Source organism: Arcicella rosea, from assembly GCF_040543805.1.
GTDB classification, from domain to species: domain Bacteria; phylum Bacteroidota; class Bacteroidia; order Cytophagales; family Spirosomataceae; genus Arcicella; species Arcicella rosea.
In genome coordinates, this window is record NZ_JBEUMS010000016.1 from 24360 (window position 1) to 49372 (window position 25013).

Consider the following 25013-nt stretch of genomic DNA (forward strand, 5'->3'; position numbering starts at 1 on the left):
TTTCGTATTGATTTGAAATTGAATGAATAAATATTTGACTTCTTTCGAAAACAATTAGCTCATAGCCCAAGCTTTTTGTCCTTTTTGTAATTTGATTGGTTCATACTTACCCGGCACTTCTAAAAACGCTAAAGCTTTGGTAGCTCCAGGTTCAGAGGTAAAGTATCCCAAAATTGTCAAATCTTTCATTGTTTTCCAGAATTCAGAGCGCTCCTTCGCCGAATCTTCTGCTTTAATCAAAGCCAGTTTTTGCGCTGGTGTCGATTTAGAAAATTCTGTATTATTAGCCTTTTTAGCATCTTCATCCAATTTAGTTAAGCCTTCAAAGAAAGCCTTTTGTTGGTCTTCTTTGTAGCAATCTTTCAACATCATCTGGATAAATTCTGGCACTTTTGCATCAATTGCACCAGGCGTTTGAGTGCGAGGTAAAATAATTTCAGCAATTTCAGCAATCATTGCACTTTGTTCAGGAGAAAAACTAACACCTGTAGCCACCGATGAACTGCCTGATTTACAGCCTTCTAAAACTGTTGCCAAAGTACCAGCAGATAGAATCCCTCCCATCGTTAAGGCCATTCTGGCAATTGCGTCTCTTCTTTTCATGTATTTATTTAAGTTTTGTTTATATTCATCTGAACGTAAAATTACATTTATATTGCAAAAATTTGCATTATTTTTCGCTAAAGTACTTTTTGTTAACCATGTAAATCAGTGCAGGAATAATTCAAAGCAATTGTTTAATGCTAGAATGTTTTTCAACTGAGTAAATATTAATCATGTTAGTTAACCTCAAATTGTATTCTTTTTATGTTATTGTAAAATATTTTATCATTCTAGCATTGTTAAATCCTTAATTTTAACTATCTTTGCACTCCAATTTACAAATACCATAACCGAAGGACGGGTTCCTTCACTAAAACGTAAATAAAAAATGGCTGTTAAAATTAGATTAGCACGTCGTGGACGTAAAAAATTAGCGATGTATGACATCGTTATTGCTGACGCAAGAGCTCCACGTGACGGTAAATTCATTGAGAAAATCGGAACGTACAATCCAAACACAAACCCTGCTTCAATCAATTTGAATGAAGAAAGTGCTTTGAAATGGGTTTTAAACGGTGCTCAACCAACAGATACTACTCGTGCAATTTTGTCATATAAAGGTATATTGTTGAAAAAACACTTGCAAGTGGGTGTTAACAAAGGTGCTATCTCTCAAGATATTGCTGATTCTAAATTCAATGACTGGAAAACTAGCAAAGATTTAAAAATCTCTGGTAAAGCTGATGGTCTTGATGCAAGCAAAGCTGCTGATAAAGCTGCTCGTTTAGCAAGAGAAGTAGAAATCAATGCTGCTCGTGCTGCTGCAATTGCTAAGAAAAACACTGTAGAAGAAGAAGTTGTTGCAGAAGAAACTGAAGCTCCAGCAGCTGAAGGTGAAGAAGCTACTACAGAATCTGCTGAGTAATTTTCTCAAAGAAATTTCTTTAAAATGATACAAAACTCTTTTAATAAGCTGTTTTGTATCATTTTTTATTTGTATACATTCGTTCATTCCAACAAAGACAATAAGTATCGTTGATACTAAAAATATAGCAATGACTAAAGAGGATTGTTTTGAACTAGGAAAAATCACCAAAACACATGGACTAAAAGGCGAAGTAATTCTTTGGTTAGATGTAGATTTTCCTGAAGATTATGAAGATTTAGAAAGCCTTTTTCTGGAAGTAAAAGGGGAATTAGTTCCTTATTTTATTGAAAGCTACCGCCTTTCGGGCAATCGTGCGATTGTACATTTTGAAGATATTGATACTTTTGAAAAAGCGGAAGCAATGATTAATCTTCAAGCTTTTTTGCCATTAGATGAACTTCCAGAACTTGATAATGACCAATTCTATTATCACGAAATTATTGGTTTCCAAATAGTTGACAAAAATTTAGGTAATTTAGGAACTGTACAAACTGTGCATTCTATGCAAGCGCAGGACTTGTTGGTGATGGATTATAAAGGCAAAGAAGTATTGATTCCTGTGATTGATGAAATTATACTTCAAGCAGAAAAAGAACAAAAAATACTTCATGTAAATTTACCAGAAGGTTTGTTAGAAGTGTATTTAGAAGACTAATTCCAGATTCCGACCATGCGAATAGATATTATTTCGGTAGTGCCAAAATTGATGGAAAGCTTTTTTGCTCATTCAATTTTAAAACGTGGACAAGAGGCTGGTCATGTAGAAGTAGTACTGCATGATTTAAGAGATTACTCTCTTTCAAAACAACGCCAAGTAGATGATTATGCTTTTGGTGGTGGTGCAGGCATGGTGTTGAGTGTAGAGCCAATTGCTCGTTGTATTCGCCATTTACAAAGTGAAAGACATTACGACGAAATCATTTACATGACGCCCGACGGCGAAACTTTCAATCAACAAACAGCCAATCAATTGTCACTGCAAGGAAATCTTTTATTTCTTTGTGGACATTACAAAGGAGTTGATCAAAGAGTACGTGATATGTTTATCACCAAAGAAATTTCAATTGGTGATTATGTACTTTCTGGAGGAGAATTGGCAGCGGCAGTTTGTGCAGATGCCATTATTCGATTGATTCCAGGCGTATTAAATGATGAAACTTCGGCATTGACAGATTCTTTTCAAGATAATCTTTTGGCACCTCCAGTTTATACTCGCCCAGCCGAATTTGAAGGAATTGGTGTACCACCAGTACTTTTATCTGGGCATGAAGCCAAAATTAATGAATGGAGATTCGAACAATCAATCGAACGCACTAAAGCGAGAAGACCAGATTTGTACCAAAAAAGTGGTTTGTAAGCATCATTTTGGATGATTTAAGATATTGATTAAGCCATTTTTCATAAAAAGTAAAGGCGAAATCAAAAAAAATAAATAATTCTTACAAATAATTGTATTATATGTTTATTTATTTGGATTTTTTATTATTTTTGTAACGAAGAGAATATGTGAGAGGGATACAATTTAATAGCGATTCAAAGACAATAACATTAAATAAAGTAAGGATTATATTTAGAAAGCCTGATGTCTGTGGCATCGGGCTTTTTTGTGTGCTTACTTTTCCAGAACAATTAATCAAGAGTTTTTTAAGGAAATAACAGGCTATTCATAAATTACTCTATCAATAAACCTAAGCACCAATTGAATTAATTGTAATTTTATAGAAAATTAGTCCTTAGAATTTTCAAATAATCAGTTTGGTATGGATGTTTCGATTATCATTATCAATTATAAATCAGCAACGTTAACAGTTAATTGTATTAGTTCTATCAAAAAATTTACGCAAGATGTTAGTTATGAAGTAATTGTGGTTGACAATGATTCACAAGATACTTCCGAAAATATCATTAAATCAGTTCATCCAGAAATCGTTTGGGTGGCAAGTACTTATAATTCTGGTTTTTCAAGAGGAAATAATCAAGGAATGGCAATTGCCAAAGGAGATTATTTTTTATTGTTGAATGCCGATACATTACTTTTCGAGAATTCCATTTTTAAAGCTTGGCAAAAACTTAAAACAAATTCAGGTATTTCGGCAATTGGGGGAATACAAGTAACGGCTGATTTGGTAAAAATGCCTTATTTCAGAAATAGGAATGAGTTTCTAAAATTCTTAATCATTGCGCCAAATTCTTTGAACAAGTATTTAGAAAAGATTTTCCCTGAACCACAATTTGAAGACCCCAATCAATCAGAATTATGTTGTGGTGCTTTTATGTTGGTTGCTCGAAAAACCATCGAAAAAGCGGGCAAAATGGATGAAGACTTTTTTATGTATGCCGAAGATTTTGAATGGACTGGCAGACTCAGAAAGGTTGGAAAAATCTGCTGTTTTGAAGAAATAAAATTTATCCACTTAGAAAAAGATTCTCCGTTCAGAAGAACGAATATCTCTCCTATCAACCGATTTGGTACGCAAATGCAAGTATCAAACTTACTTTGGATTCGTAAAGAATATGGTTTGGGATTCTATCTTTTACTCATTTTTCATTACACTTCATTAGCGACTTTCTTTTACTTGTGGAAAATTTCTGTGAATATTTCGAAACTCCGAAATCCATTCTTTGAACTAAGAAGTCAGAAAATATTTGCCTTAAAAACATTAGTTTTCTTAAAATTCTTCTGGAAAACGGTTTTCAAAATAAAAGGGTTTTACAAAATTGAAGTGAATGATAATATTGATTTAAGATTCCGTTAGTTGCCATTATCGGTCATAAATTCATTAAAGGCTGTCGCCTGACTAGTATAAAGTTTTATGCAATAGATATTTTAGAAATTTAAAAATACGTAAAACAAAAAGCCGTGAGTTTGAGAAAAATCTCAAAGCTCACGGCTCAATACTCAAAGCTATTTACTCAATAATCCTAAAGAATCCATCCAATTCTTCACATTATCCATCCATTTTTCATTCGTGGTTTTATTATTTAAACCAAAACCATGTCCGCCTTTTGGATAAATCACCAATTCAGCCAACACTCCATTCTTTTGTAATCCTTCATAAAAAACCAATGAATTTTTTACAGGCACAGCCATATCGTCGCCAGCATGAACTAAAAATGTTGGTGGAGTTTCTTTCGTAACATGCAATTCATTTGAATACTCATCAATTAGAGTTTGGTCTGCTGTTTTACCCACTAAATTAATTCTTGAACCGGCATGACCAAAGTCTTTGAAAGTAATTACTGGATAACCCAAAATCATAAAATCTGGACGAACAGAAACTTCGCTTGTTACCTCTCCTACTTGTTTATCAAAATGCGTTCCTGCCGTTGAAGCCAAATGTCCTCCCGCTGAAAAGCCCATAATGCCAATTTTATTCGGATTAATTCCGTACTTACTTGCCTCTTTACGCACTGTTCTTAATGCTTGTTGTGCATCTTGCAAAGGTGCAATTGATTTATCAATCTGAGCATTGTCGTTAGGTAAACGGTACTTCAATACAAAAGCAGTAACACCCATTTTATTAAAAACACTCGCCACATCCGAACCTTCGTGACTAGCTGCCAAAATAGCATAACCTCCACCCGGACAAATAATTACAGCTGTTCCGTTAGCTTTATCAGCATCGGCTGGATAAACTGTTAATGTTGGCACTGTCACTTCCGAAATTCGAACTACACCATTTTTATCAGTAACAGACTTTTGTGTATTTGGTACTTGTTTAGCATTCGGAACGCCATTTGGATACAATGGCATTTCTTGTTGCGCCTGTGCGTACTTCATGCTTAATAAAAAAGTAAATGTTAAAATGATTTTTTTCATAAGATTGGTTTTGAAAGGTAAAAATTAATATGCTTGTTAAGTATTTTCTACGGTTGTTTTATTTTTTGCAGTTGTAATTAAAATTACGGCTGTAATAATGATAGCCCCAGCTAAAAGCATTATTGGATGAAGACGTTCACCAGCAAACAACGAACCTAAAATCATTGCCACTAATGGATTCACATAAGTATAAGTAGCCACCAAAGTTGACGAAGTTACTTTAGATAGCCAGTTAAAAACTAGAAAAGCCAAACTAGAGCCAAAAACTACTAAATAAATAAAAGATAAATATGCTTTAGGCGGAATTATTGAAAAATCGAAGTGATTGAATTCTCCTAAACCTAAGCTAATCATCAACGAAAATATTCCGCCTGTCATCATTTGCATTCCAGAAATTTGCGAAGCATGGAAATCAAAAATCATGGCTCGTTTTACAATGACAACGCCAAAATTCCAAGCCAAAATTGCTAAAAACAAGAATAATACACCAAGCATATAATATTGCTCATAGCCTTTTAAAGCCAATGACTTCAATGTCATTAAAATACCAACACCGACAATTCCAAGAAAAGCCCCTGCAATTACTCTAAGATTTGGTTTCTCATGATTAATCAACCAAAGTAAAGAAACTAACAGTACTGGTCCTATGGCTGAGAACAATGCTGAAAAACTTGAGGGTATCCATTTCGCTGCAATTGTAAATAATCCATTGCCAAAAGTAAGCATCAAAAATCCCGTAAAAATGGTAGTAAACAGCATTTTACGAGTAGGTTTTTGGTACTTTTTACTAATGATAGAAAAAATAAAAAGGATAGTTCCTGCGATAAAATTCCGAAAGCCAGATGCCATCATGGATGGAACTGTTTCTACGACAAAACGTAAAGCTAAATAGGTTGAACCCCAAACTAAGTATAGTGTAATTAAGCCCGCCCAGATTTTTAATTGATGATTTTGCTGATTCATACCCCAAATTTGAGATTTTTTCACGAAATTTAAGAAGGCTTCTGCCTGTATATTTTCAACAAACAATAATTAATTCATCCAACATGAAAAAATTACCTTTATTAATCCTACTCTTTTTTTGCTTTCAAACCTTTGCTGACAAACTCCCAAGTATTTCCGAAAAGACTGCTTCCTTCAAAAAATACGAAGGTTTTATGAATTATTGGTGGGACGAAGACAATGGAAAAGTATGGTTGGAAGTATCTAACCTCAACAAAGAATTCCTATACATTACTTCATTGCCTGCTGGGTTGGGTTCAAATGATATTGGGTTAGACCGTGGCTTATTGGGTGATGAAAAAGTAGTATTTTTCAACAAAGTAGGTAGAAAAATTTTATTGATTCAACCTAATTTAAAGTATCGTGCCATCACTAACGATACCAACGAAAAGCGTGCCGTAACGCAATCTTTCGCTCAATCTACTTTAGCAGGTTTTACCATTGAAGCCGAAGAAAATGGCAAGTATTTGGTAGAAATCACTGATTTATTAATGCAAGATGCCATGGGTGTTACCGACCGCATCAAAGGCATGGGCGAAGGTTCGTACTCTTTGGATAAATCTCGTTCGGCAATGTATTTTGAACGCACCAAAAACTTTCCTTTAAATTCAGAATTTGAAGTAAGCCTAACTTTTACAGGCGGAAGCGATGCGGGTAGATTTGTAAAGTCTGTTACGCCAAGTGCAGATGCCATTACATTGAGAATGCACCACAGTTTTGTGCAATTGCCCGATAATCAATATGAAAAAAGAGAATTTGACCCCCGTTCAAGTTTCAATGCGATTTCATATTTCGATTATTCAACACCAGTAAGCGAACCCGTTGAGAAGTATTATACAGTTAGACATCGTTTGAAGAAAAAAGACCCTAACGCTAAAGTTTCGGAAGCCGTAAAACCAATCATTTATTATTTAGATAATGGCACGCCAGAACCCATTCGTTCTGCTTTGATGGAAGGAACTTCTTGGTGGAATCAGGCTTTTGAGGCTGCTGGTTATAAAAATGCTTTCCAAGTAAAATTATTGCCCGATGATGCCGACCCGATGGATGTTCGCTACAATGTTATCAACTGGGTGCATCGTTCCACTCGTGGTTGGTCGTATGGCGCTTCGGTGATTGACCCTCGTACTGGCGAAATCTTGAAAGGCCATGTTACTTTAGGTTCTTTACGTGTTCGTCAGGATTATCTGATTGCACAAGGCTTACTTTCTCCTTTTGAAAATGGCAAGAAATTAGACCCGGAAAAAGACCCTATGCTAAAAATGGCTTTGGCACGTCTAAGACAATTAGCTGCTCACGAAGTTGGACATACTTTAGGCATTATGCACAACTATTCGGCAAGTACCAATAACCGTGCTTCGGTGATGGATTATCCGCATCCAAGAGTAAGTCTGAATGCAAAAGGTGAAATTGATTTATCAGATGCTTATGCTGTGGGCATTGGCGAATGGGATAAAGCTTCTATTACTTTTGGTTACCAAGATTTTCCGAAAGGAACGGATGAAAAAGCAGGGTTGAATAAAATTTTACAGGAAGCACGCAACAAAGGTTTATTGTTTTTGACCGACCAAGATGCTCGTCCTGCTGGTTCAGCAAGTCCAAATGCACATCTTTGGGATGAAGGAAAAGATCCAATCGAAAACCTAAACGCTTTATTAAAAGTAAGAGAAAAAGCATTAGCCAACTTTGGTGAAAAAACCATTCGTGAAGGCGTACCAATGGCATTTTTGGAAGATGCTTTAGTACCGATTTATAATTTACATCGTTATCAAATTGAAGCCGTTGCCAAAATTGTCGGTAGCGTTGATTATCGCTATGCAGTGCGTGGCGACGGACAAATTCCAACGATTTTAGTTTCAAAAGAAACACAACAAAAAGCTTTAAAAACGGCGATTCAATGTTTGAGTCCTGAGGTTTTAACGCTTCCAGAGAATATTATTAAATTAATTCCTCCTCGTCCTGCTGGTTATAATGCTTCAAGAGAATTGTTTAAGAAAAGAACAGGTTTAGCATTTGATGCTTTGGCAGCAGCAGAATCAGCGGCAGATTTTCCTTTACAATTTTTATTACAACCAGAACGTGCATCAAGAATGATAGAATATGCGGCTCGTGGCGAAGGCATCACTTTAGACGAACTCAATACTCAATTAATTGAAAGTACTTGGAAAGCATCACGCAAAACTGGTTTGGCTTTAGAAGTACAATTACAAACTGAACAAATTTTGCTGACTCATTTATTAGCATTAAGTGTTAACGAAAAAGCGAGTTACCAAGTAAAAGCATTGATGGGAAAAAGCTTGAAAGACTTAAAAGCATACATTGAAGAAACCAAGAAAAGCGTAAAAGATGTCAGCTACCAAGCACATTTAGATTATGCTTTAGAAAGAATGAAAAATCCTTCAGCAGCCAAAGTAGCAGTTCATAAAGAATTGCCTCCAGGTGCGCCAATTGGTTGCGAAGATGAATTTTAGTTTGACTGATATTAACAGCTTTGATGAGATTAGACAAATTTCAAAATTTGTCTAATCTAAAACAAAATTGTTTAAATTTGATAAAAAACAAGGCTATGGTTATTGCTAAAAACTTAAAAGAAACCATTTTAACTGAGTTGAATACTCAGCAATTGGTACGCATTCCTGCCTCAGAAGAAGACTTCTTTTCTGTGACAAAGGAATTGCCTTTTAAAATAGAATATCATGAAAACGAAATTGTTACTATGGGATTAGCATCATTATGGCATGAAGCCATTGTTATGAATCTGGGTAGAATATTCAATATGCTTTTTTTCAACAACGATGATATTCTTGTTTTAGGAAGTAACTCTGGTGTGCAAATTCCCAAATTTGAAGGTGGTTATTATATGCCCGATGTAATGGTGGTAAAAGGCAATCCTGTTTTCAAAGAAAAGTCTCGTGCTATCATCACCAATCCTTATATCATCGTAGAAGTACTTTCGCCAGCCACCAAAGCCTTTGATTTATCAGAAAAACTGTCTGAATACAAATTACTGAGTAGTCTTCAACAAGTGATTTATATTAATCCAGAAAAAGTAAGTGTTTCAACTTTTATTCGTTCTGAAAACCCAAATACTTGGATTAATCAAGATTTTTATAGCCTTGAAGATGCACTTAGCGTAGAAAACAGCAGTATTTCTTTAGCAGATATTTATCATAAAATTAAGTTTGATGATTAATGCGTAGTTAGTAATGCGTAATGATTTTCAAAGCCCAATTGTTCTTTTTTGAATGATTGGGCTTTATCCTTTTCGTCAAATTTGACATTTTGGAAAGTCTATTGAAATTAAAATATTAGTTCTATGGTATATATTTGCTCTTTCAGATATTTAAGTTCACCTTCTAAATATTGAATTGCATTTGTCTGACTATAATTATATTGATTCAAGGTTCGTTTGAATTTCAATAATGTATTATCATAATCAAAGCTAAAACAATTACCTTCGAACAATTCTTTATCAATAGTTTCTAATTTATTTATAATCAATTCTGTTCTTTTTAAACTATCCAAATCACGATTTAAAATAATTGTTAATATATGCTGAATGAGAATGTACTCTTGCTTTGATAAAGCATCAGTATATTCATCATCTTGCTTAAGTTGATAAAGTGAATTAAATAGTTCATTCACAATTAATAATAAATTTTGCCTATCTGAATTAAAATTAGAATTATTATTCAATGAATCTTGAAACATATTCTTAATTCTAATATCCATCTCTTCAAAACTTTTAAAAGCATTAATAATATCATCCTTTTTGAAAACTCTCTTATATGATAAAAAATACTCTTCTTGATTAATCTCAGCGATGATTTTATTTATACCCCAAAAATTCATTTTGCTGTCAATATTGACAGACTTTGAATTGAGACTTTCAGACTTCAAAGTTTCAATTTTCTCTTTCAAACTATTTTGTATTATACTTATGTCCTTAATAGTTTTTTCAAACAAAGCCTTCAAATAAGTTAGCTTATCTGAATCATTCTGTACTTTTTCAAGCTTATCGCTGTTTTTCTCCTCTTCATGTAAATAAATTTGAATCCCAATAGTTACAATCAAACCAATAAAAGCTAGTCCAGAGAAAAATGTATTTAAAGCACCATACATATCCCCATAAGTACCTCTCCCTAATAAGTCATTTGAGATATTATATCCTTTTACATTTTTAATCAAATAGCCATGTATTAAAGATGGGTATAGATAAAAAGTGAATAGATATAGTCCGAGTATTACGACACAAAATGTAATAATTTGGCTCCAATAATTAGTGATAAGTTTACGCATAAAGTGAAGATGGTTTGAATAAAAAAAAATAAAGAAGACTTCATAGTCAATAAATTTACTACTTATGAATTTGCCTGTAAAATAGACATTATATTTAAAATCTTCATAAATAAGAAGCATTTAAAATTAGTAGAATTTTTCCTCCAATTCGGAGCAACAAATCGGCATACTGAAATTACTCCCTCCAATTCGGAGTAACAAATCGGCACACTGAAATTCTTCCCTCCAACTCGGAGCAACAAATCGGCACACTGAAATTACTCCCTCCAACTCGGAGCAACAAATCGGCACACTGAAATTACTCCCTCCAACTCGGAGCAACAAATCGGCACACTGAAATTCATTCCTCCAACTCGGAGCAACAAATCGACACGCTGAGACTCCTCCCTGCAACGTGCAGGAGACAATCGACACGCTGAAATTCCTTCCTGCAACGTGCAGGAGACAATTGACACGTTGAAATTCCTTCCTGCAACGTGCAGGAGACAATCGACACGCTGAAATTCCTCCCTGCAACGTGCAGGAGACAATCGACACGCTGAAATTCCTCCCTGCAACGTGCAGGAGCTAATCGGCACATTGAAATTTCTTCCTGCATCGTGCAGGAGTAAATCGACATACTGAAATGCTATCCACCAAGGTTAGCTTTCTTCCTATTTATTCAATATTAATTTCTCTCAAAATCTGCTTAAAATTTGCATGTTTTATTTTTCTGTGCCTTCTTGCGTGAAATCCCAAAATTTCCCATACAATGAAAACTAAGTTGTTATTTATTTTACTTCCTCTTACTTTCTGTTTTAATACTTTTGCTCAAAAGAAAAAGCCTGCAAAAAAAGCTCCTGCTGTTAAAGTTTCAAAAATTGATTCGACTGAATTACTCAATAAAAATGTGCTGAAAGCTGGTTTGCAACAAGCTAAAGATTTTGTGGAAGCAAGTCTTACCCAAAAAGATTTAACGGCTAATCAAAACGGTGAAAAACGCTATTATGATTCTTACAAATTGCTATTACATGCTGGCGAAGAACTTTTTTTAGAACATTCTTCTGCTAATTTCAGAGTGATGTTGAGCTTAAAAACACCTGCTAAAGATAAGCAAGAACTTAGCTACGATTCTCAGCCTTTTCAAGGAAATAGCATTAATAAATTTCATTATGTTGCTCCTGTAACGGGTACTTATACTTTGTTGGCGACTTCGATGGATGCTGGACAATTAGGAAAATATAAAATTGCGAAAACCATTACTACGGCTTCGGCAATAGAATCTGGACTTGATCAAACTTTTGCGAATCAGTTTAAGGCTTTGGAGAAATCGAAAAAGGAGAACTTTAAAAATATCACTGGCGAGAAAATTAAGAAAGACAAAAAAGAAGAAAAGAAAGATAAAACGGCTGGTTTAGAAAGCTTTAAAACCAATCTTGAATTAGTAAGCGGTAAGCCTTCTCTTATTTTTAAAGATAATAATGGGCAAACGGCTAATTATAAAAGTATATTATTTGAAAGCGAAAACGAAGAAGAAGTAAAAGCTAATTTCGAACAATTGAAAAAGCAATTACAGGTATTGACTAGAAATTGGACGGAACAAAGTAATACCGATACCAACTATAGTTCTTCGACAGATACAGATTTTATTACGTTGAAAATCAATTCGATTCCTCCTGTTAAGAAAAAGCAGAAGCCTCTTTTTCAACTTGAGTTTGTTTATAATTAAGTAGCATACTGGAGCTAAAGACTTTCTTAGCAGGTGAACAAATTCACCTGCTAAGAAAAAAGGAAAATATTCTACAATTGTAATAAATTCAGAAGAATCACAATTCGCTCAATCACAATTAATTAAGCTGGCATCGTTGGGCGAACTTCTATTTTACTTGGTAAAGTTCTTGCAGGCATTTTGATTAAATCTGCTACTATCTGACCAATATCTTCTGGCTGAATCTTCCAAGCATCTTTTTCAGATGGAGAATGTCCATTGAAATGGGTAGCGACAGAACCCGGCATAACCGTTGTTACTTTGATTCCATCTTTTCTTAAATCCATCATGATGGCTTGAGAGAAACCTACCACACCAAATTTACTCGCATTATACGCTCCGCCATTAGCGAAAAAGTTAGTGCCCGCCAAACTTGAAATCGTGATGAAATATCCCTGAGTTTCTTTCAAAGCCAAGTAAGAAGCCTTAATGCTATTGAAAGTACCAGTTAAGTTAATATCAATCGTTTCTTGCCATTGTTCAGCAGTTAAGTCTTGAATCGGTGCAAAATGTCCTACTCCTGCATTAGCAATCACGTAATCTAATCTTCCCCATGTAGCAAGAATCGTATCAACAGCATTTTGTTGAGAAGCCAAATTTCTTACATCCGATTCAATCCCAATGGCAAAACCTTCTTTGATTTTATTCAATTCTGTGGCCGCTTCGTCTGCACTACTTTGCGAACGACTTGTGATAGCCACTTTAATTCCTTCTTTGATTAATACTTCGGCAATGCCGTATCCGATTCCTTTTGAACCTCCAGTAATAATAGCAATTTTTGTCATGTTGATTGATTTTGAAATAAGTTTTGTATCACGGATTTTCAATCCGTCAATGCTGTTCTTGTTCAACTTCTGTTAATGCAAAAAAGTTTCGGTATTGGGTTATCGATACTTATAAACAATTTCAATTCCACATTGGTACGATTAGAAGAGCCAGTTCAATTATTCGACCGGGTGTTGCCTCAAGATTTCAATTCCACATTGATACGATTAAATTAATAAAAAAAAACAGGTCATAAGTTTTGCTTTTGACCTGTTCTATTGTTTTCTACGGATTGGAAATCCGTAGTACTATTTTTATGATTTCTTTTTCCATAAATAGAAAACAGGAATTCCTAGAGCTACAATGCCAACACCTGCCCAAGATGGAATGGGTTTGTAAATCAACAAATTCACGCAGAGACCCGTAGCAAATAAAAGATAAATCGCAGGAATAACGGGATAGCCAAAAGCTTTGTATGGACGTGGAGTATTGGGTTGTTTTTTACGCAAAACGAATACTCCAACGATTGTCAATATATAAAATACCAAAATGGCAAAAACGGTATAATCTAATAAATCACCATAAGTACCTGTTAAACACAATAAACAAGCCCATCCGCATTGAATCCATAATGAAAAAGCAGGTACACCTTTACTGTTTAATTCGCCAGCCTTTTTGAAGAAAAGTCCGTCTTTTGCCATCGCATAATAGACTCTCGCTCCCGATAAAATGATACCATTATTACAGCCAAAAGTAGAAATCATGATAAAAATCGCCATGATGATAGTAGCAGGATTTCCGAAAATCATTTCAGCGGCAGCTGTCCCTACTCTATCATTCGTTGCAAACATTATTCCTCTTGAGAGCGTGTCTTCTGCATTGGGATGACCTTGTACAGGCAAAAGCATCAAGTACGCAATGTTAGCCAAAATATACAAAGCACTTACCGTTAGCGTTCCGTACAATAAACTTAATGGAATATCACGTTTAGGGTTTTTCATTTCTCCAGCGGTATAAGTAACGTTGTTCCAAGCCGAAGACGAAAACAATGGACCAATTAAGGCTAAACCCATTGCCGACCATAAACCTACACCCGACAAGTACTCGTAATCCATGATTTTACCATTTTCCCATATAATTTTCACTGGACTCCAAAAATCAATTGAATTGATTGCCCACATACCTTTTTTAGGGTCTGAGCCAACAATTATTCCAATAACAGCCAAGCCCAATAAAGCTCCAATTTTGGTAACAGTAAAGATTAATTGAACCAATTTAGCATTCTTCACACCCTGAACATTTACGAAAGTCAGGAGTAGAATAAGAGCAATCGCTAAAAGTTGTTGTGTATCAAAAAGAAGGAATTTATGTTCAGTACCGATATAATTAGGAAGCAGAACACCAGTATATTTGGCAAAAGCGACGGCAACGGCAGCAATCGTTCCAGTTTCGATAACCAAAAAGGTAGTCCAGCCAAAAAGGAAACCCGTTAAAGAATTATAAGCTTCTCTGAGATAAACGTATTGACCGCCAGCATTTGGCATCATACCCGCCAATTCGCCATAAGAAAGTGCTGAAATCAAAGTGATTATCCCAGTGATAATCCAAGCCAGTAATAGATAACCGGGAGAACCTAAGTTACGAGTAACATCTGCTGAAACGATGAAAATACCAGAGCCAATCATCGAGCCAATCACAATCATAGTGGCATCAGTTAGGCTTAGTTCTTTTTTTAGTTCTTGTGAAGTAGTGGGAGAAGTATTTTTTTCCATCAAGGATTTATTGGTTAGTTTGGTTGATTAACAAACTTAACGAAAGACGGCTTGATTTCAAAATTTGGGGATTTATTAGGGTTAAATGATTAGAGATTACTTCCTTAACTCCAACATCCATTTTCATTATAATATTATTATGTAACCTACTACAAAACCTTAGTCCCATTTTAAAGCAAATTAAAAAATGTAACAAACTTAGTTTTGAAAGAGTTTTACTACTAAAACTAATTACTATAAGTTTTAAAATGAAAAATCCCCGTTTGAATTGAATTTCAAACGGGGATTTTTTATGAATATTTGTCCAGAGAGTAAATCTACCCAACCAAAGGATATTCCCAAGGGTAAGAGTATTTTGAACCAACATTAAAAATCTCTTGCAAAGAATCTAAGGCTCTATAAATTAAGGCTCTTGCAGATTTCACTTTCGTCATTTCCATGATTTGAGCAATCTCTTCATAACTCACATCTTCGTAAAAATATAATAAAATTGCTTCTCTTTGCTTTATCGGTAATTTATTGAATGCTTCTTGTAAAAGTTCGCCCGACTGATCTAAACAAAGTTCACGTAAAATATCTGAATCTGCGGCAAAATCAATCTGAAAATCTCCGCCAAAATCATTCAAACTAGAAAATCTATCTTCATGTTTTACTTTACGAACTAACTTATTTCTCAAACTTGCCAATAAATAAAACTTAATTGAGGTTGTCGCACCCAAACGTTCACGACTTTGTATCAATTCACAAAATAACTCTTGAACAGCATCTCTCACCAAATCCGTATCACTTGAAAATTGACGACCATAATTGTACAATACATTCACGTATTGGCGATAAATCGTCTCCAAGGCAGAATCACTTCCTTTTAGAAACTCATTCCAAAGCTGGCTGTCAGATACTTTATCCATCTAATTATGTTCGTTGAGCTTTTGAAAACTTGTGTCAAGTTGACACAATCATACACAAAGATAATAAAATATTTACAAAACCAACAAATTGTATAAAAAAAATAAAAACTTTTACTTTTCTACGCATAAATACTTTTAGTTACAGAATATCATAGAATAATTAAAAATAAAACAGAAGCTAATACCTTAATTTTCAATGAATTATTCAATTTATTCACTATAAATTCATTTTTTATTGATTTTACTATGGTCATCCTAGCATTGTTTGTCTTTATTAATTGAAAACCTACAAATATGTACTCTAACATTGAACAAATAAAAGATTTACTCGAAGACCCAAATTTTGTGAATTGGGTTAATCAACCAAACGCTGAGTTGGATGAACATTGGCAAGAATGGTCAGAAAAGCATCCAGAAAGAAGAAGCGATTTGTTGTTGGCAAAACGATTCGTGAAATCTCTGCATTATAAAAATGAATTTATGCTTGACGAAGTAGAACAAGATAAAATGTTTGAACAAATCAAAGCATTTAAACAAAATAAAGATGAAGCTGATAGAAAGTTAATTCGCAAAATCAATTTCCGAAAAACATTGTTCGGACTTTCAGCAGCAGCTTCTGTCATTATGGCATTTATTGGAAGTGTTTATTGGACAAGTAAAGAAAATCCTGCTCCTTTCAGCATTGTTCGCTCAAGCAATTCCATAGAAGTAGCCACTACTTATAAAGGACAACGCACCAAAGTAATATTACCAGATGGCAGTATTGTACATCTCAACGCTGGAAGTAGTATCAATTATCCAGTAGCTTTTAGCAAAACCAACCGAGTAGTTACGCTTGTTGGTGAAGGATTTTTCGAAGTTGTTAAAAATAAGAAAAAACCTTTTATTGTGGAAACAGGCAAAGTAAAAACGCAAGTATTAGGAACATCATTTAATGTTAGAGCTTACGCTAATGAAAAAATAGTACAAGTAGCCGTAGCAACTGGAAAAGTAAAAATGGAAGACAAAGCATCTGGAAAGTCTCAATTCCTTACTCCTAATGAAATGGGGACTTTAGATAATACTGCTAATATCCTAAAAACAAAAGTGAATCTTGAAAAAGCAACGGGCTGGAAAAAAGGAGTATTGGTATTTGATGGCGATAACTTCACTGATGTTTTTACAAAGTTGGAGATTTGGTACGGAGTAAACATCATCGTCCTTCCTAATGTTGAGCTAAAAGGACATTATAGTGGAGAATTTCAGCAAGAAACGCTTGAAAATATTATGCAAGGAATTGCTTTTACTTCTGGCTTTCAATACGAAATAGCTGGCAAAACAATTCTCATTCACAATTGATTAGATTACCAAACCACTAAAAATACATTCTCAAATTAATCAATTTTTACAACAAAAAACCCTTCTAAATTTCATGAAACTAAGAAATTCAAACAACACTAGTTAAGGGTTATTGAATTGTATATGGTTGTGTCAATTGTTTTTCTGCAAGAAAATAGCAACACAACCAATATACAAAGCAAAAGACCTTTAATAAAATTATCCTAAAAATTGGCGTTTGGAGGATAAGCATTAAAAAAGTATAAGTATTTAAAATACAATAACAAATTTATGAAAATTCATTTACTACCAAGTATGCGATGTTCAAAATATCTTTTTGTAGCAATTTTTTTGCTCATTTTGAACGTAATCGGGTCTATTCACGCTCAAGCTAATAGCTTTGATGAAACGAGATTGACTCTTAGAGTCGATAAAATGAACATTTTGCAAGTTTTTAAAGAAATTGAAAAGAAAACTGCTTATAAGTTTACTTACAATGATGCTTTTTTGAATGATAAAATGAGAGTAACGATGAGCATGGAAAACCGTTCGTTGACTGAAATTCTTGCATTTTTATCGAAAGAAGTGAATTTGGAGTTCAAACAAGTAAAAAAACATATTCACGTAATTGCTTCTAATGATAGAAAAACCAGTTTTTTAGGCGGTGAATCCGTTCAATCTATCAAAGTGGCGGGATTCCCAGTTAAAGGGAAAGTAACAAGTGGCGAAAGTGGTGACGGCATTCCCGGAGCAAGCGTATTAATTAAAGGAACAAACAAAGGTACTGTTACCAACGCATTGGGTGAATTTTCGATGGAGGTTGATAATGAAGCTACCGTTTTAGTTTTCAGTTCAATCGGTTATGTTTCTAAAGAAATTGCTGTAGCTGGTCGTAAATTAATCAATGTCAATTTATTATCAGATGTTAAAGCTTTAGATGAAGTAGTTGTGGTAGGTTACGGTACTCAGAAAGCGAAAGATTTAACAGGTTCAGTAGGTATTGTAAAAGTTGATGATGCTAAGAAAACCGCTTCTTATGATGTTGCTAAACTTTTACAAGGACAAGTCCCGGGTGTAACTGTACAAAGTTCAGGAGAGCCGGGCGGTTTTGTTAATATCAAAATTCGTGGTATTGGTTCATTGACAAACAATAACCCTCTTTTTGTGATTGATGGAGTTTTAGTAGATAGTCCTTTTGATTTTTCTACCAATGACATTGAATCTATTTCAGTATTGAAAGATGCTTCGGCAGGTGCTATTTATGGTTCGAGAGGGATGAACGGTGTAGTAATTATCACGACTAAAAAAGGCAAAGCGGGTCCTTTAAAAGTTGATTATAATGCTTATGCTGGTGTTCAAAATATTGCAAAAACGATTTCAGTAATGGACAGAGTGGGCTATCAAAATGTTGTTAGTGCAGCGGAATTAAATGCTGGCTTAACAATTGCGCCTGCCAATGACCCTACCAATCCAGCTTATATCAGTAAAGTAAATACAAACTGGCAAAAAGAAGGTTTGAAAACAGGTTATATTCAAGACCATAACTTAAGTTTTTCAGGCGGTTCAGAAACCATCAAAGCAAGTGCTTCATTAGGCTTCTTCAACAATAGCTCAACGGTAACTGGTCCACAGAACTACAAGCGTTATACTTTCAACGGAAACATTTCTGGTAAAAAGGGCATTTTCTCGTTCGGAGCAAAAATTGGCTATACCAATTCAGAGAAAATTGGCGCAGAAAATACTCGTGAACATGCTGTTTTCGGAGGCGCTATCACTAGTTTATTGACAGCCATTCCAACAATGTCAGTGTATGACGAAAATCGTTTAGGTGGTTTTGGTGGTGCTGATAAAAACACACAAAGAGCCATTACTTTAAACGTAATCGGGATGAACTCTTTATTGAAAGGAACTGATACTCGTAATAGATTTCTAGGTTCAGTTTTTGGAGAACTAGAATTATTGAAAAACTTGAAATACAAACTTCAATTAAGTGCTGACCGCATTGATACAAGATACTTATTCTTCGAACCAAAATATGATTTAGGTTTTTATTACTTAACACCTAATGCCTATTTATTCGAGAAAAGAGAAAATAACTTGACGACTTTGGCTGAAAACACTTTGAACTATTCGCATGAATTTGGTAAACATAAAATCGAAGCATTGGCGGGTTATACTTTCCAACAAGGTGTTTATTCAAGAACTGAAGCAAGTGCAAAAGGCTTAGTTGAACCTTATGTATTGAACATGAATACTGCTGTAAATACAGCTAACGGTAAAAGTGTAACAGGTTGGGATTCTAAAGCTACTTTATCATCAGTGTTGGCTCGTTTGAACTATAATTATGCAGATAAATACTTATTGACTGTAAATTATCGGCGTGATGGTTCTTCTAAATTCAGAGCAGAAAATCGCTATGGAAACTTTGCTTCTGTTGGGGTAGCTTGGAATGTTCACAATGACATTGAACTTCCAGAAGCAATCAGTTCTTTAAAATTAAGAGGAGGTTACGGTGCTTTAGGTAACCAAAATGTGGGTGATTATTTGACAGATACTTATATCAATACCAACACAGGTTATGTATTTGGTGGGGTTTTAGCGCCGGGTGCTATCAGAACTCAAGTTGTTGACCCTTCAATAAGATGGGAAAGTAAACGTACTACAAACGCTGCAATGGAATTAGGTTTATTCAGAGACCGTGTTTCTTTTTCTGTTGAATATTACGATAACCGTTCTTATGATGTATTGGCAAATATTCCAATCCCTACTTCAGTGGGAGCAACAAATGGTTCAATCTTAACGAATGCTGCATCTTTGAGTAACTCAGGACTTGAATTTACGGCTAGCTACCGCCAACAAACTGGTGATTTCAAATATGCAGTTTCAGCAAACTTCCATACGCTTTCAAATAAAGTATTGGCTTTGGGTGGAACGAATAATCCAATTTATGGAGCGGCAAGTAAAACAGAGGTTGGTCAACCAATTGGTCAGATTTTCGGATACGTTTCTGAGGGTATTTTCCAAAACGCTGATGATGTAAAAAACCATGCAACACAAACCAATGCAGCCCCTGGTGATGTAAAATTCAAAGATTTGAATGGCGATAAAGTTATTACTTCTGATGATCGTACTTATTTAGGAAATACGATTCCAACTTTTTACTTCGGAACTAACTTCAATGCTTCTTACAAAAACTTTGATTTCTCTGCTTTCATTCAAGGTAGTGGTGGTAACAAAATATACAATGGGATGTATCGTGATTTGATGGGCTTGCAATACAGTAATGGTTCAACAGATGCTTTGAACTACTGGACTCCATCAAATACTAATACCAACGTTCCAAGACCAATCATTGGTGACCCAAATTCAAACGGTAGAGATTCTGATAGATTTGTTGAAAACGGTACTTATTTAAGACTACAGAATGCTCAGTTAGGTTATACTTTACCGACTTCAATCGTAAATAAATTAAAAGTAAGCAAAGTGAGATTTTATGTTTCAGGACAAAACCTATTCTTAGTTTCTGGCTTCAAAGGCTTCGATCCAGACTTTATGGGCGAAAGCGATGGATTGTTCAGCAGAGGTTATTATAATGGTTCATATCCTAACCCAAGAGCAGTATTATTGGGCGTTCAAGTTGGTTTTTAATTTCACTCAAACGAATTTATTACAATGAAAATATTTAACAAAAAAGTTATCATTGCCTTATCAGCAACTTTATTGATAACTACTTCTTGCGAAGATAAATTAGATCAAGTAAACCCAAACTCTCAAACATCTTCTACTTTCTGGAAAAATGATGAGGACGCTTTAAAAGGGATTAATTCAGTTTACTTAAGTTTAGCAATTGATGGCAGTTATATGCGTTCAACACCATTGTTATTAGATAACCGTGGCGATGATGCAATGAGTAATAGTCCTTGGGATCAAATGTATAACTCTGGTAAATTTGCCATGAATGCTGGTAACTGGGCAATTTATGGCTGGGCTTTTGGAGCATATTATGAAGGTATTTCTAAAGCGAATCAAGTATTAGATTACGTTCCAGGAATTACGATGGATGCCAATCTTAAAAAACGTATTTTGGGCGAAGCTTACTTCTTGCGTGGTTTATACTTTTATCACTTAGTGAATATGTTTGGAAATGTAATGTTACCAACCAATTCAGTACAATCAACCAAAGATTTCTTTGTAAAACAATCTACAGAAGCAGAAGGTTGGGCACAAGTAATGGAAGATTTCAAGAAAGCAGCAGATATGCTTCCTACTACTTATGCTGGCACAGATTTAGGTCGTGCTACAAAAGGTGCAGCGTTAGCTTATTTAGGAAAAGCATATTTGACAAACCATAAATACACAGAAGCGGCGACTCAATTCAAAGCAGTAATTGATTTAGGTATTTATGATTTAGTACCAAACTATCGTGACAATTTTACTGAAGCGAACGAAAACAATAAAGAATCATTGTTTGAAGTACAATTCGAACGTACTGCAGGTGGAACAGACTTAAACTGGGGTGGCGAGCCAATTGCTTCGTGGGGTAGAGTTTCTGCAAGAGCAATTACTTATGGTGCAAATGGATTGGGCTGGACGGACGTTCAACCAACAAGAGCCATCTTTAATGATTTCTTGGAGGAAAAAACAACGGATGGCAAAGATGACCCACGTTTAGTTGCCACTATGTTTTACAACAAACCGGGTTTGATGGTTTATGGAAAAGAATTCTCGGTAAGATATGCTGGAAATGCTGGAGCTCTGAATTCATTGTATTGCCGTAAATATGCTAATGATGATACCAAAGCAGATGAATTTGACTGGCGTTCAGGTATCAACGAAAGATTGATGCGTTATGCTGATGTATTGATGATGTATGCTGAATGTTTGAACGAAACAGGACAAACTGCTGCCGCTTATCCATTCATTCAAAAAGTGAGAAACCGTGTTGGTTTACCAAATTTAGCAACTGTAAAACCAAATATGACACAAGCACAAATGCGTGAACAAATTGGTCATGAACGTTTATTGGAATTTAGTTTAGAAGGTCACCGATTCGATGATATTCGTCGTTGGGGTTGGTTGAATGACCCAACTAAATTAGCTTGGTTGAAATCAAGGGACCCTGAATTTAATACTTTCAAAGCTGGTCGTGAATTCTTCCCAATTCCACAAAATGAAATAGATAATAACCCGGGTGTAAAACAAAATTTGAGTTATTAATTGAGTGAATAAGTGGTTTAGTGAATGGTAATTTTGCTTTTCATTAAACCACTTTTAACTAAAGTATTTTTCATCATTAGGGGGCGACTTAAGTCGCCCCCTAATGAAAAAACATTTAAATAATCACTGAATTTCTATTCATCAACCCAACCTATCCTACTCATGTTACAATTCAAAAAATCAATATATTTTATTACTTATACTTTATTTTTGGCCGCTTGTAGTAGCGATAAAGTTGATACTGTCATCCAACCTTTGCCCACAACTACACCCACAACTTTTGATATTAATTCTATCAAAGATAATTATGCCGATATTGCACCAGCTTCAAATTATTTGAAGTGGGGTTGCTACAATGTTCACGACCCTTCAATCATTAAAGACGGTGATACTTATTACTGTTACAATACTGACGTTGCTTACGGAACGGATATTCGTCCCGGTATTCAAATTCGTTCTTCTAAAGATTTAATTGAATGGAAATTTTACGGTTGGGTTTTCGAAGGACTTCCAGCAAAAGGAGCTGATTATATTAAACAAGGTGGAGGAACACCTTTTAACTCACTATGGGCTCCTTATGTTATCAAAGTTGGGAACGAATACAGATTATATTATTCGCTTTCATCAGCTAAACCTCGTTTAAGTGCCATTGGTTTGGCAACTTCCTCCTCTCCTACTGGCCCTTGGAAAGAACAAGGACTAACAGTAGTTTCTAAAGACGACAATACGATACAAACCAACGCAATAGACCCAACTGTACTCATTGACCAACAAGGTAAACATTGGATGTACTACGGTTCTGCCTGGGATGGAATTTATATATTACAACTCGACCCAGCCACAGGTTTGGCTTTGAGTCCAGGTGATAAAGGTAAAAGAATTGCCAATCGTGGTTTTACAGGTGGCGTATATAATGGTAATATCGAAGGGCCAGAAATCATCTATAATAAAGAACAAAAGAAATATTATTTGTTTATCGCTTACGATTGGTTGGCAACTAAATACAATGTTCGTGTAGCAAAATCGGATTCACCACAAGGACCTTTTTATGATTATGATGGAAAAGATGTAAATACCAATCAAGACCACGGTCCTATGATTATTGCGCCATATCAATTCAATGGTCATGCTGGCTGGCAAGGAGTTTCGCACTGTGCGGTTTTTGAAAATAATGGTCAATTTTATATTAGTCATCAGGGACGCCCGGGAAATGATTCAAATTTCATGATTCTTCATAGCAGAAAGCTATATTGGACAAAAGACGGCTGGCCTGTAGCCTCGCCTGAACGTTATGCAGGTGAATTTACTACGGTTATCACAAGTAATGATTTAGTGGGAGATTGGGAGCAAATTATTCTTGGTTACAAAATTGTTCCGGGTTATGATAAGGAACAAAGTCAGCCAGATTTTCAGTATGCTACCAATTTAACATTGAATGCCAGTGGTGCTATTAATGGCGATGCAGCGAACAAATGGACGTATATTGCCCCTTGGTTAGAATTAAAATGGAGTAATGGTTTTACAGACCAAGTGTATGTAGATAGAGGACGTGACTGGGAAAATAAAAAAGAAACCATCATTTTTACAGGATTAAATAACAAAGGGACAAGTATTTGGGGAAAGAAAAAATAGTATTTATATATCAATTAAAATTAAATCATGAATCGTAAAAACCTTTTAAAACTATTATTTGCGGGACAAGTATTGTTCAGCTTTTCAGGAAATGCTCAAGTAAAAATATCTGGCAACCCCATTGTTAAAGACAAGTTCACTGCCGACCCAGCAGCTTTGGTTGACAATGGAACTGTCTATATTTATGCTGGTCATGATGAGGCGCCAACTCGTGAACAACGCTATGTAATGAACGAATGGCTTTGTTACTCATCTACAGATATGGTTAATTGGAAAGAACATCCAAGCCCATTAAATACTAAAAATTTCACGTGGGCAAAAGGCGATGCTTGGGCTTCGCAAGTAATAAAAAAAGGAAATAAATATTACTGGTACGTAGCTGTAGAACATGGAACAATTCATGGAAAAGCCATTGGTGTGGCAGTTTCTGATAGTCCAACTGGACCATTTACAGATGCTCGTGGTTCAGCAATTATTACTAATGACATGACCAGAGATACAAAAATCAGTTGGGATGATATCGACCCATCTGTTTTTATTGATGACGATGGACAGGCTTATCTTTTCTGGGGTAATACTTTTTGTTATTATGCCAAATTAAAGGATAATATGACAGAGTTGGATGGACCAATCATGAAAGTGAATCTTCCTACAAAGTTTACTGAAGCACCTTGGGTGCACAAACGTAAAAACTGGTACTATCTTTCTTACTCGATTGAATTTCCAGAAAAAACAGTTTATGCCATGAGTAAAAGCATTAATGGTCCTTGGGAATTTAAAGGAACTATCAACGAAATTGCGGGAAATTGTAATACCAATCATCATGCTATTATTGATTTCAAAGGAAAATCTTACTTTGTTTATCACAATGGAGCCTTAGTCCCAGATGCTGGAAGTTTCCACCGTTCGGTTTGTATTGATGATTTAAAATATAATTCAGATGGAACGATTAAAAGAATCGTCATGACTTCTGAAGGAGTAAAAGCAGTTAAATAAATCTTTAGTACTTTTACCCTGCATTTACTTAAATACATTGGCTAACGACAAATTTTTCTTTTAATTA

19 protein-coding genes are annotated in these 25013 nt (G+C 35.0%); 12 read left to right on the plus strand and 7 right to left on the minus strand.

What is annotated here, in order from left to right:
* Positions 1 to 54 precede the first annotated feature (54 nt).
* The gene (locus ABID42_RS18915) at positions 55 to 603 is read right to left on the minus strand and encodes a gluconate 2-dehydrogenase subunit 3 family protein (RefSeq protein WP_367284996.1); all 549 of its coding nucleotides are present in this window, start codon (positions 601 to 603) and stop codon (positions 55 to 57) included.
* Positions 604 to 931: 328 nt separating this feature from the next.
* Here ABID42_RS18915 and ABID42_RS18920 point away from each other — a divergent pair, with 328 nt between their 5' ends.
* From ABID42_RS18920 to ABID42_RS18935, 4 genes are all read left to right on the plus strand, one after another.
* The gene (locus tag ABID42_RS18920; RefSeq protein ID WP_323689222.1) at positions 932 to 1468 is read left to right on the plus strand and encodes a 30S ribosomal protein S16; all 537 of its coding nucleotides are present in this window, start codon (positions 932 to 934) and stop codon (positions 1466 to 1468) included.
* A gap of 130 nt (positions 1469 to 1598) precedes the next feature.
* On the plus strand, positions 1599 to 2126 hold the full coding sequence (rimM, locus tag ABID42_RS18925; protein ID WP_367284997.1) for a ribosome maturation factor RimM: 528 nt from the start codon (positions 1599 to 1601) through the stop codon (positions 2124 to 2126).
* Between the two features lie 15 nt (positions 2127 to 2141).
* The gene (trmD, locus tag ABID42_RS18930) at positions 2142 to 2828 is read left to right on the plus strand and encodes a tRNA (guanosine(37)-N1)-methyltransferase TrmD (protein ID WP_367284998.1); all 687 of its coding nucleotides are present in this window, start codon (positions 2142 to 2144) and stop codon (positions 2826 to 2828) included.
* Between the two features lie 403 nt (positions 2829 to 3231).
* The gene (locus tag ABID42_RS18935) at positions 3232 to 4227 is read left to right on the plus strand and encodes a glycosyltransferase family 2 protein (RefSeq protein ID WP_367284999.1); all 996 of its coding nucleotides are present in this window, start codon (positions 3232 to 3234) and stop codon (positions 4225 to 4227) included.
* A gap of 149 nt (positions 4228 to 4376) precedes the next feature.
* Here the strand turns inward: ABID42_RS18935 and ABID42_RS18940 are convergent, their stop codons facing one another.
* Both ABID42_RS18940 and ABID42_RS18945 read right to left on the minus strand, forming a co-directional pair.
* On the minus strand, positions 4377 to 5291 hold the full coding sequence (locus ABID42_RS18940; RefSeq protein ID WP_367285000.1) for an alpha/beta hydrolase: 915 nt from the start codon (positions 5289 to 5291) through the stop codon (positions 4377 to 4379).
* A 36-nt stretch (positions 5292 to 5327) separates the two neighbouring features.
* On the minus strand, positions 5328 to 6278 hold the full coding sequence (locus tag ABID42_RS18945) for an EamA family transporter (RefSeq protein ID WP_367285001.1): 951 nt from the start codon (positions 6276 to 6278) through the stop codon (positions 5328 to 5330).
* Positions 6279 to 6337: 59 nt separating this feature from the next.
* Here ABID42_RS18945 and ABID42_RS18950 point away from each other — a divergent pair, with 59 nt between their 5' ends.
* Positions 6338 to 8764 (plus strand): zinc-dependent metalloprotease, encoded by a 2427-nt coding sequence (locus tag ABID42_RS18950; RefSeq protein ID WP_367285002.1) that lies wholly within the window; start codon positions 6338 to 6340, stop codon positions 8762 to 8764.
* A 77-nt stretch (positions 8765 to 8841) separates the two neighbouring features.
* On the plus strand, positions 8842 to 9486 hold the full coding sequence (locus ABID42_RS18955; RefSeq protein ID WP_367285003.1) for a Uma2 family endonuclease: 645 nt from the start codon (positions 8842 to 8844) through the stop codon (positions 9484 to 9486).
* A 107-nt stretch (positions 9487 to 9593) separates the two neighbouring features.
* On the opposite strand, the gene ABID42_RS18960 is transcribed toward ABID42_RS18955, so the two are convergent.
* Positions 9594 to 10592 carry a hypothetical protein gene (locus tag ABID42_RS18960; RefSeq protein ID WP_367285004.1) on the minus strand — a complete coding sequence of 333 codons (999 nt, stop codon included), beginning with the start codon at positions 10590 to 10592 and terminating at the stop codon, positions 9594 to 9596.
* 751 nt (positions 10593 to 11343) lie between these two features.
* Between ABID42_RS18960 and ABID42_RS18965 the strand changes: the two genes are divergently transcribed.
* Positions 11344 to 12300, plus strand: coding sequence for a hypothetical protein (locus ABID42_RS18965; protein WP_367285005.1), 957 nt, complete (start codon positions 11344 to 11346; stop codon positions 12298 to 12300).
* Between the two features lie 122 nt (positions 12301 to 12422).
* Here the strand turns inward: ABID42_RS18965 and ABID42_RS18970 are convergent, their stop codons facing one another.
* The 3 genes from ABID42_RS18970 to ABID42_RS18980 form a co-directional block, all read right to left on the minus strand.
* The gene (locus ABID42_RS18970; protein ID WP_367285006.1) at positions 12423 to 13124 is read right to left on the minus strand and encodes an SDR family oxidoreductase; all 702 of its coding nucleotides are present in this window, start codon (positions 13122 to 13124) and stop codon (positions 12423 to 12425) included.
* Between the two features lie 294 nt (positions 13125 to 13418).
* Complete coding sequence (locus tag ABID42_RS18975) at positions 13419 to 14876, minus strand: APC family permease (RefSeq protein ID WP_367285007.1); 1458 nt, start codon at positions 14874 to 14876, stop codon at positions 13419 to 13421.
* Between the two features lie 317 nt (positions 14877 to 15193).
* Positions 15194 to 15784: an RNA polymerase sigma factor gene (locus tag ABID42_RS18980; RefSeq protein WP_323689211.1), complete on the minus strand. Its 591-nt coding sequence runs from the start codon at positions 15782 to 15784 to the stop codon at positions 15194 to 15196.
* 294 nt (positions 15785 to 16078) lie between these two features.
* On the opposite strand from ABID42_RS18980, the gene ABID42_RS18985 reads away from it, so the two are divergent.
* The 5 genes from ABID42_RS18985 to ABID42_RS19005 all read left to right on the plus strand — a co-directional run bounded on the left by ABID42_RS18985 (position 16079) and on the right by ABID42_RS19005 (position 24946).
* Complete coding sequence (locus tag ABID42_RS18985) at positions 16079 to 17122, plus strand: FecR family protein (protein ID WP_367285008.1); 1044 nt, start codon at positions 16079 to 16081, stop codon at positions 17120 to 17122.
* Positions 17123 to 17392: 270 nt separating this feature from the next.
* Positions 17393 to 20749, plus strand: coding sequence for a SusC/RagA family TonB-linked outer membrane protein (locus ABID42_RS18990; RefSeq protein WP_367285009.1), 3357 nt, complete (start codon positions 17393 to 17395; stop codon positions 20747 to 20749).
* 24 nt (positions 20750 to 20773) lie between these two features.
* On the plus strand, positions 20774 to 22318 hold the full coding sequence (locus tag ABID42_RS18995; protein ID WP_367285010.1) for a RagB/SusD family nutrient uptake outer membrane protein: 1545 nt from the start codon (positions 20774 to 20776) through the stop codon (positions 22316 to 22318).
* A gap of 162 nt (positions 22319 to 22480) precedes the next feature.
* Positions 22481 to 23950: an arabinan endo-1,5-alpha-L-arabinosidase gene (locus ABID42_RS19000; RefSeq protein WP_367285011.1), complete on the plus strand. Its 1470-nt coding sequence runs from the start codon at positions 22481 to 22483 to the stop codon at positions 23948 to 23950.
* Between the two features lie 27 nt (positions 23951 to 23977).
* Entirely contained in the window at positions 23978 to 24946 is a 969-nt protein-coding gene (locus tag ABID42_RS19005; protein WP_367285012.1) for a glycoside hydrolase family 43 protein, read from the plus strand.
* The last annotated feature ends 67 nt before the right edge of the window (positions 24947 to 25013 follow it).

Coding starts and splice junctions, on each gene's coding strand:
- ABID42_RS18915 (WP_367284996.1), bottom strand. CDS start 603: ATGAAAAGAAGAGACGCAATTGCCAGAATGGCCTTAACGATGGGAGGG.
- ABID42_RS18920 (WP_323689222.1), top strand. CDS start 932: ATGGCTGTTAAAATTAGATTAGCACGTCGTGGACGTAAAAAATTAGCG.
- rimM (WP_367284997.1), top strand. CDS start 1,599: ATGACTAAAGAGGATTGTTTTGAACTAGGAAAAATCACCAAAACACAT.
- trmD (WP_367284998.1), top strand. CDS start 2,142: ATGCGAATAGATATTATTTCGGTAGTGCCAAAATTGATGGAAAGCTTT.
- ABID42_RS18935 (WP_367284999.1), top strand. CDS start 3,232: ATGGATGTTTCGATTATCATTATCAATTATAAATCAGCAACGTTAACA.
- ABID42_RS18940 (WP_367285000.1), bottom strand. CDS start 5,291: ATGAAAAAAATCATTTTAACATTTACTTTTTTATTAAGCATGAAGTAC.
- ABID42_RS18950 (WP_367285002.1), top strand. CDS start 6,338: ATGAAAAAATTACCTTTATTAATCCTACTCTTTTTTTGCTTTCAAACC.
- ABID42_RS18960 (WP_367285004.1), bottom strand. CDS start 10,592: ATGCGTAAACTTATCACTAATTATTGGAGCCAAATTATTACATTTTGT.
- ABID42_RS18965 (WP_367285005.1), top strand. CDS start 11,344: ATGAAAACTAAGTTGTTATTTATTTTACTTCCTCTTACTTTCTGTTTT.
- ABID42_RS18970 (WP_367285006.1), bottom strand. CDS start 13,124: ATGACAAAAATTGCTATTATTACTGGAGGTTCAAAAGGAATCGGATAC.
- ABID42_RS18975 (WP_367285007.1), bottom strand. CDS start 14,876: ATGGAAAAAAATACTTCTCCCACTACTTCACAAGAACTAAAAAAAGAA.
- ABID42_RS18980 (WP_323689211.1), bottom strand. CDS start 15,784: ATGGATAAAGTATCTGACAGCCAGCTTTGGAATGAGTTTCTAAAAGGA.
- ABID42_RS18985 (WP_367285008.1), top strand. CDS start 16,079: ATGTACTCTAACATTGAACAAATAAAAGATTTACTCGAAGACCCAAAT.
- ABID42_RS18990 (WP_367285009.1), top strand. CDS start 17,393: ATGAAAATTCATTTACTACCAAGTATGCGATGTTCAAAATATCTTTTT.
- ABID42_RS18995 (WP_367285010.1), top strand. CDS start 20,774: ATGAAAATATTTAACAAAAAAGTTATCATTGCCTTATCAGCAACTTTA.
- ABID42_RS19000 (WP_367285011.1), top strand. CDS start 22,481: ATGTTACAATTCAAAAAATCAATATATTTTATTACTTATACTTTATTT.
- ABID42_RS19005 (WP_367285012.1), top strand. CDS start 23,978: ATGAATCGTAAAAACCTTTTAAAACTATTATTTGCGGGACAAGTATTG.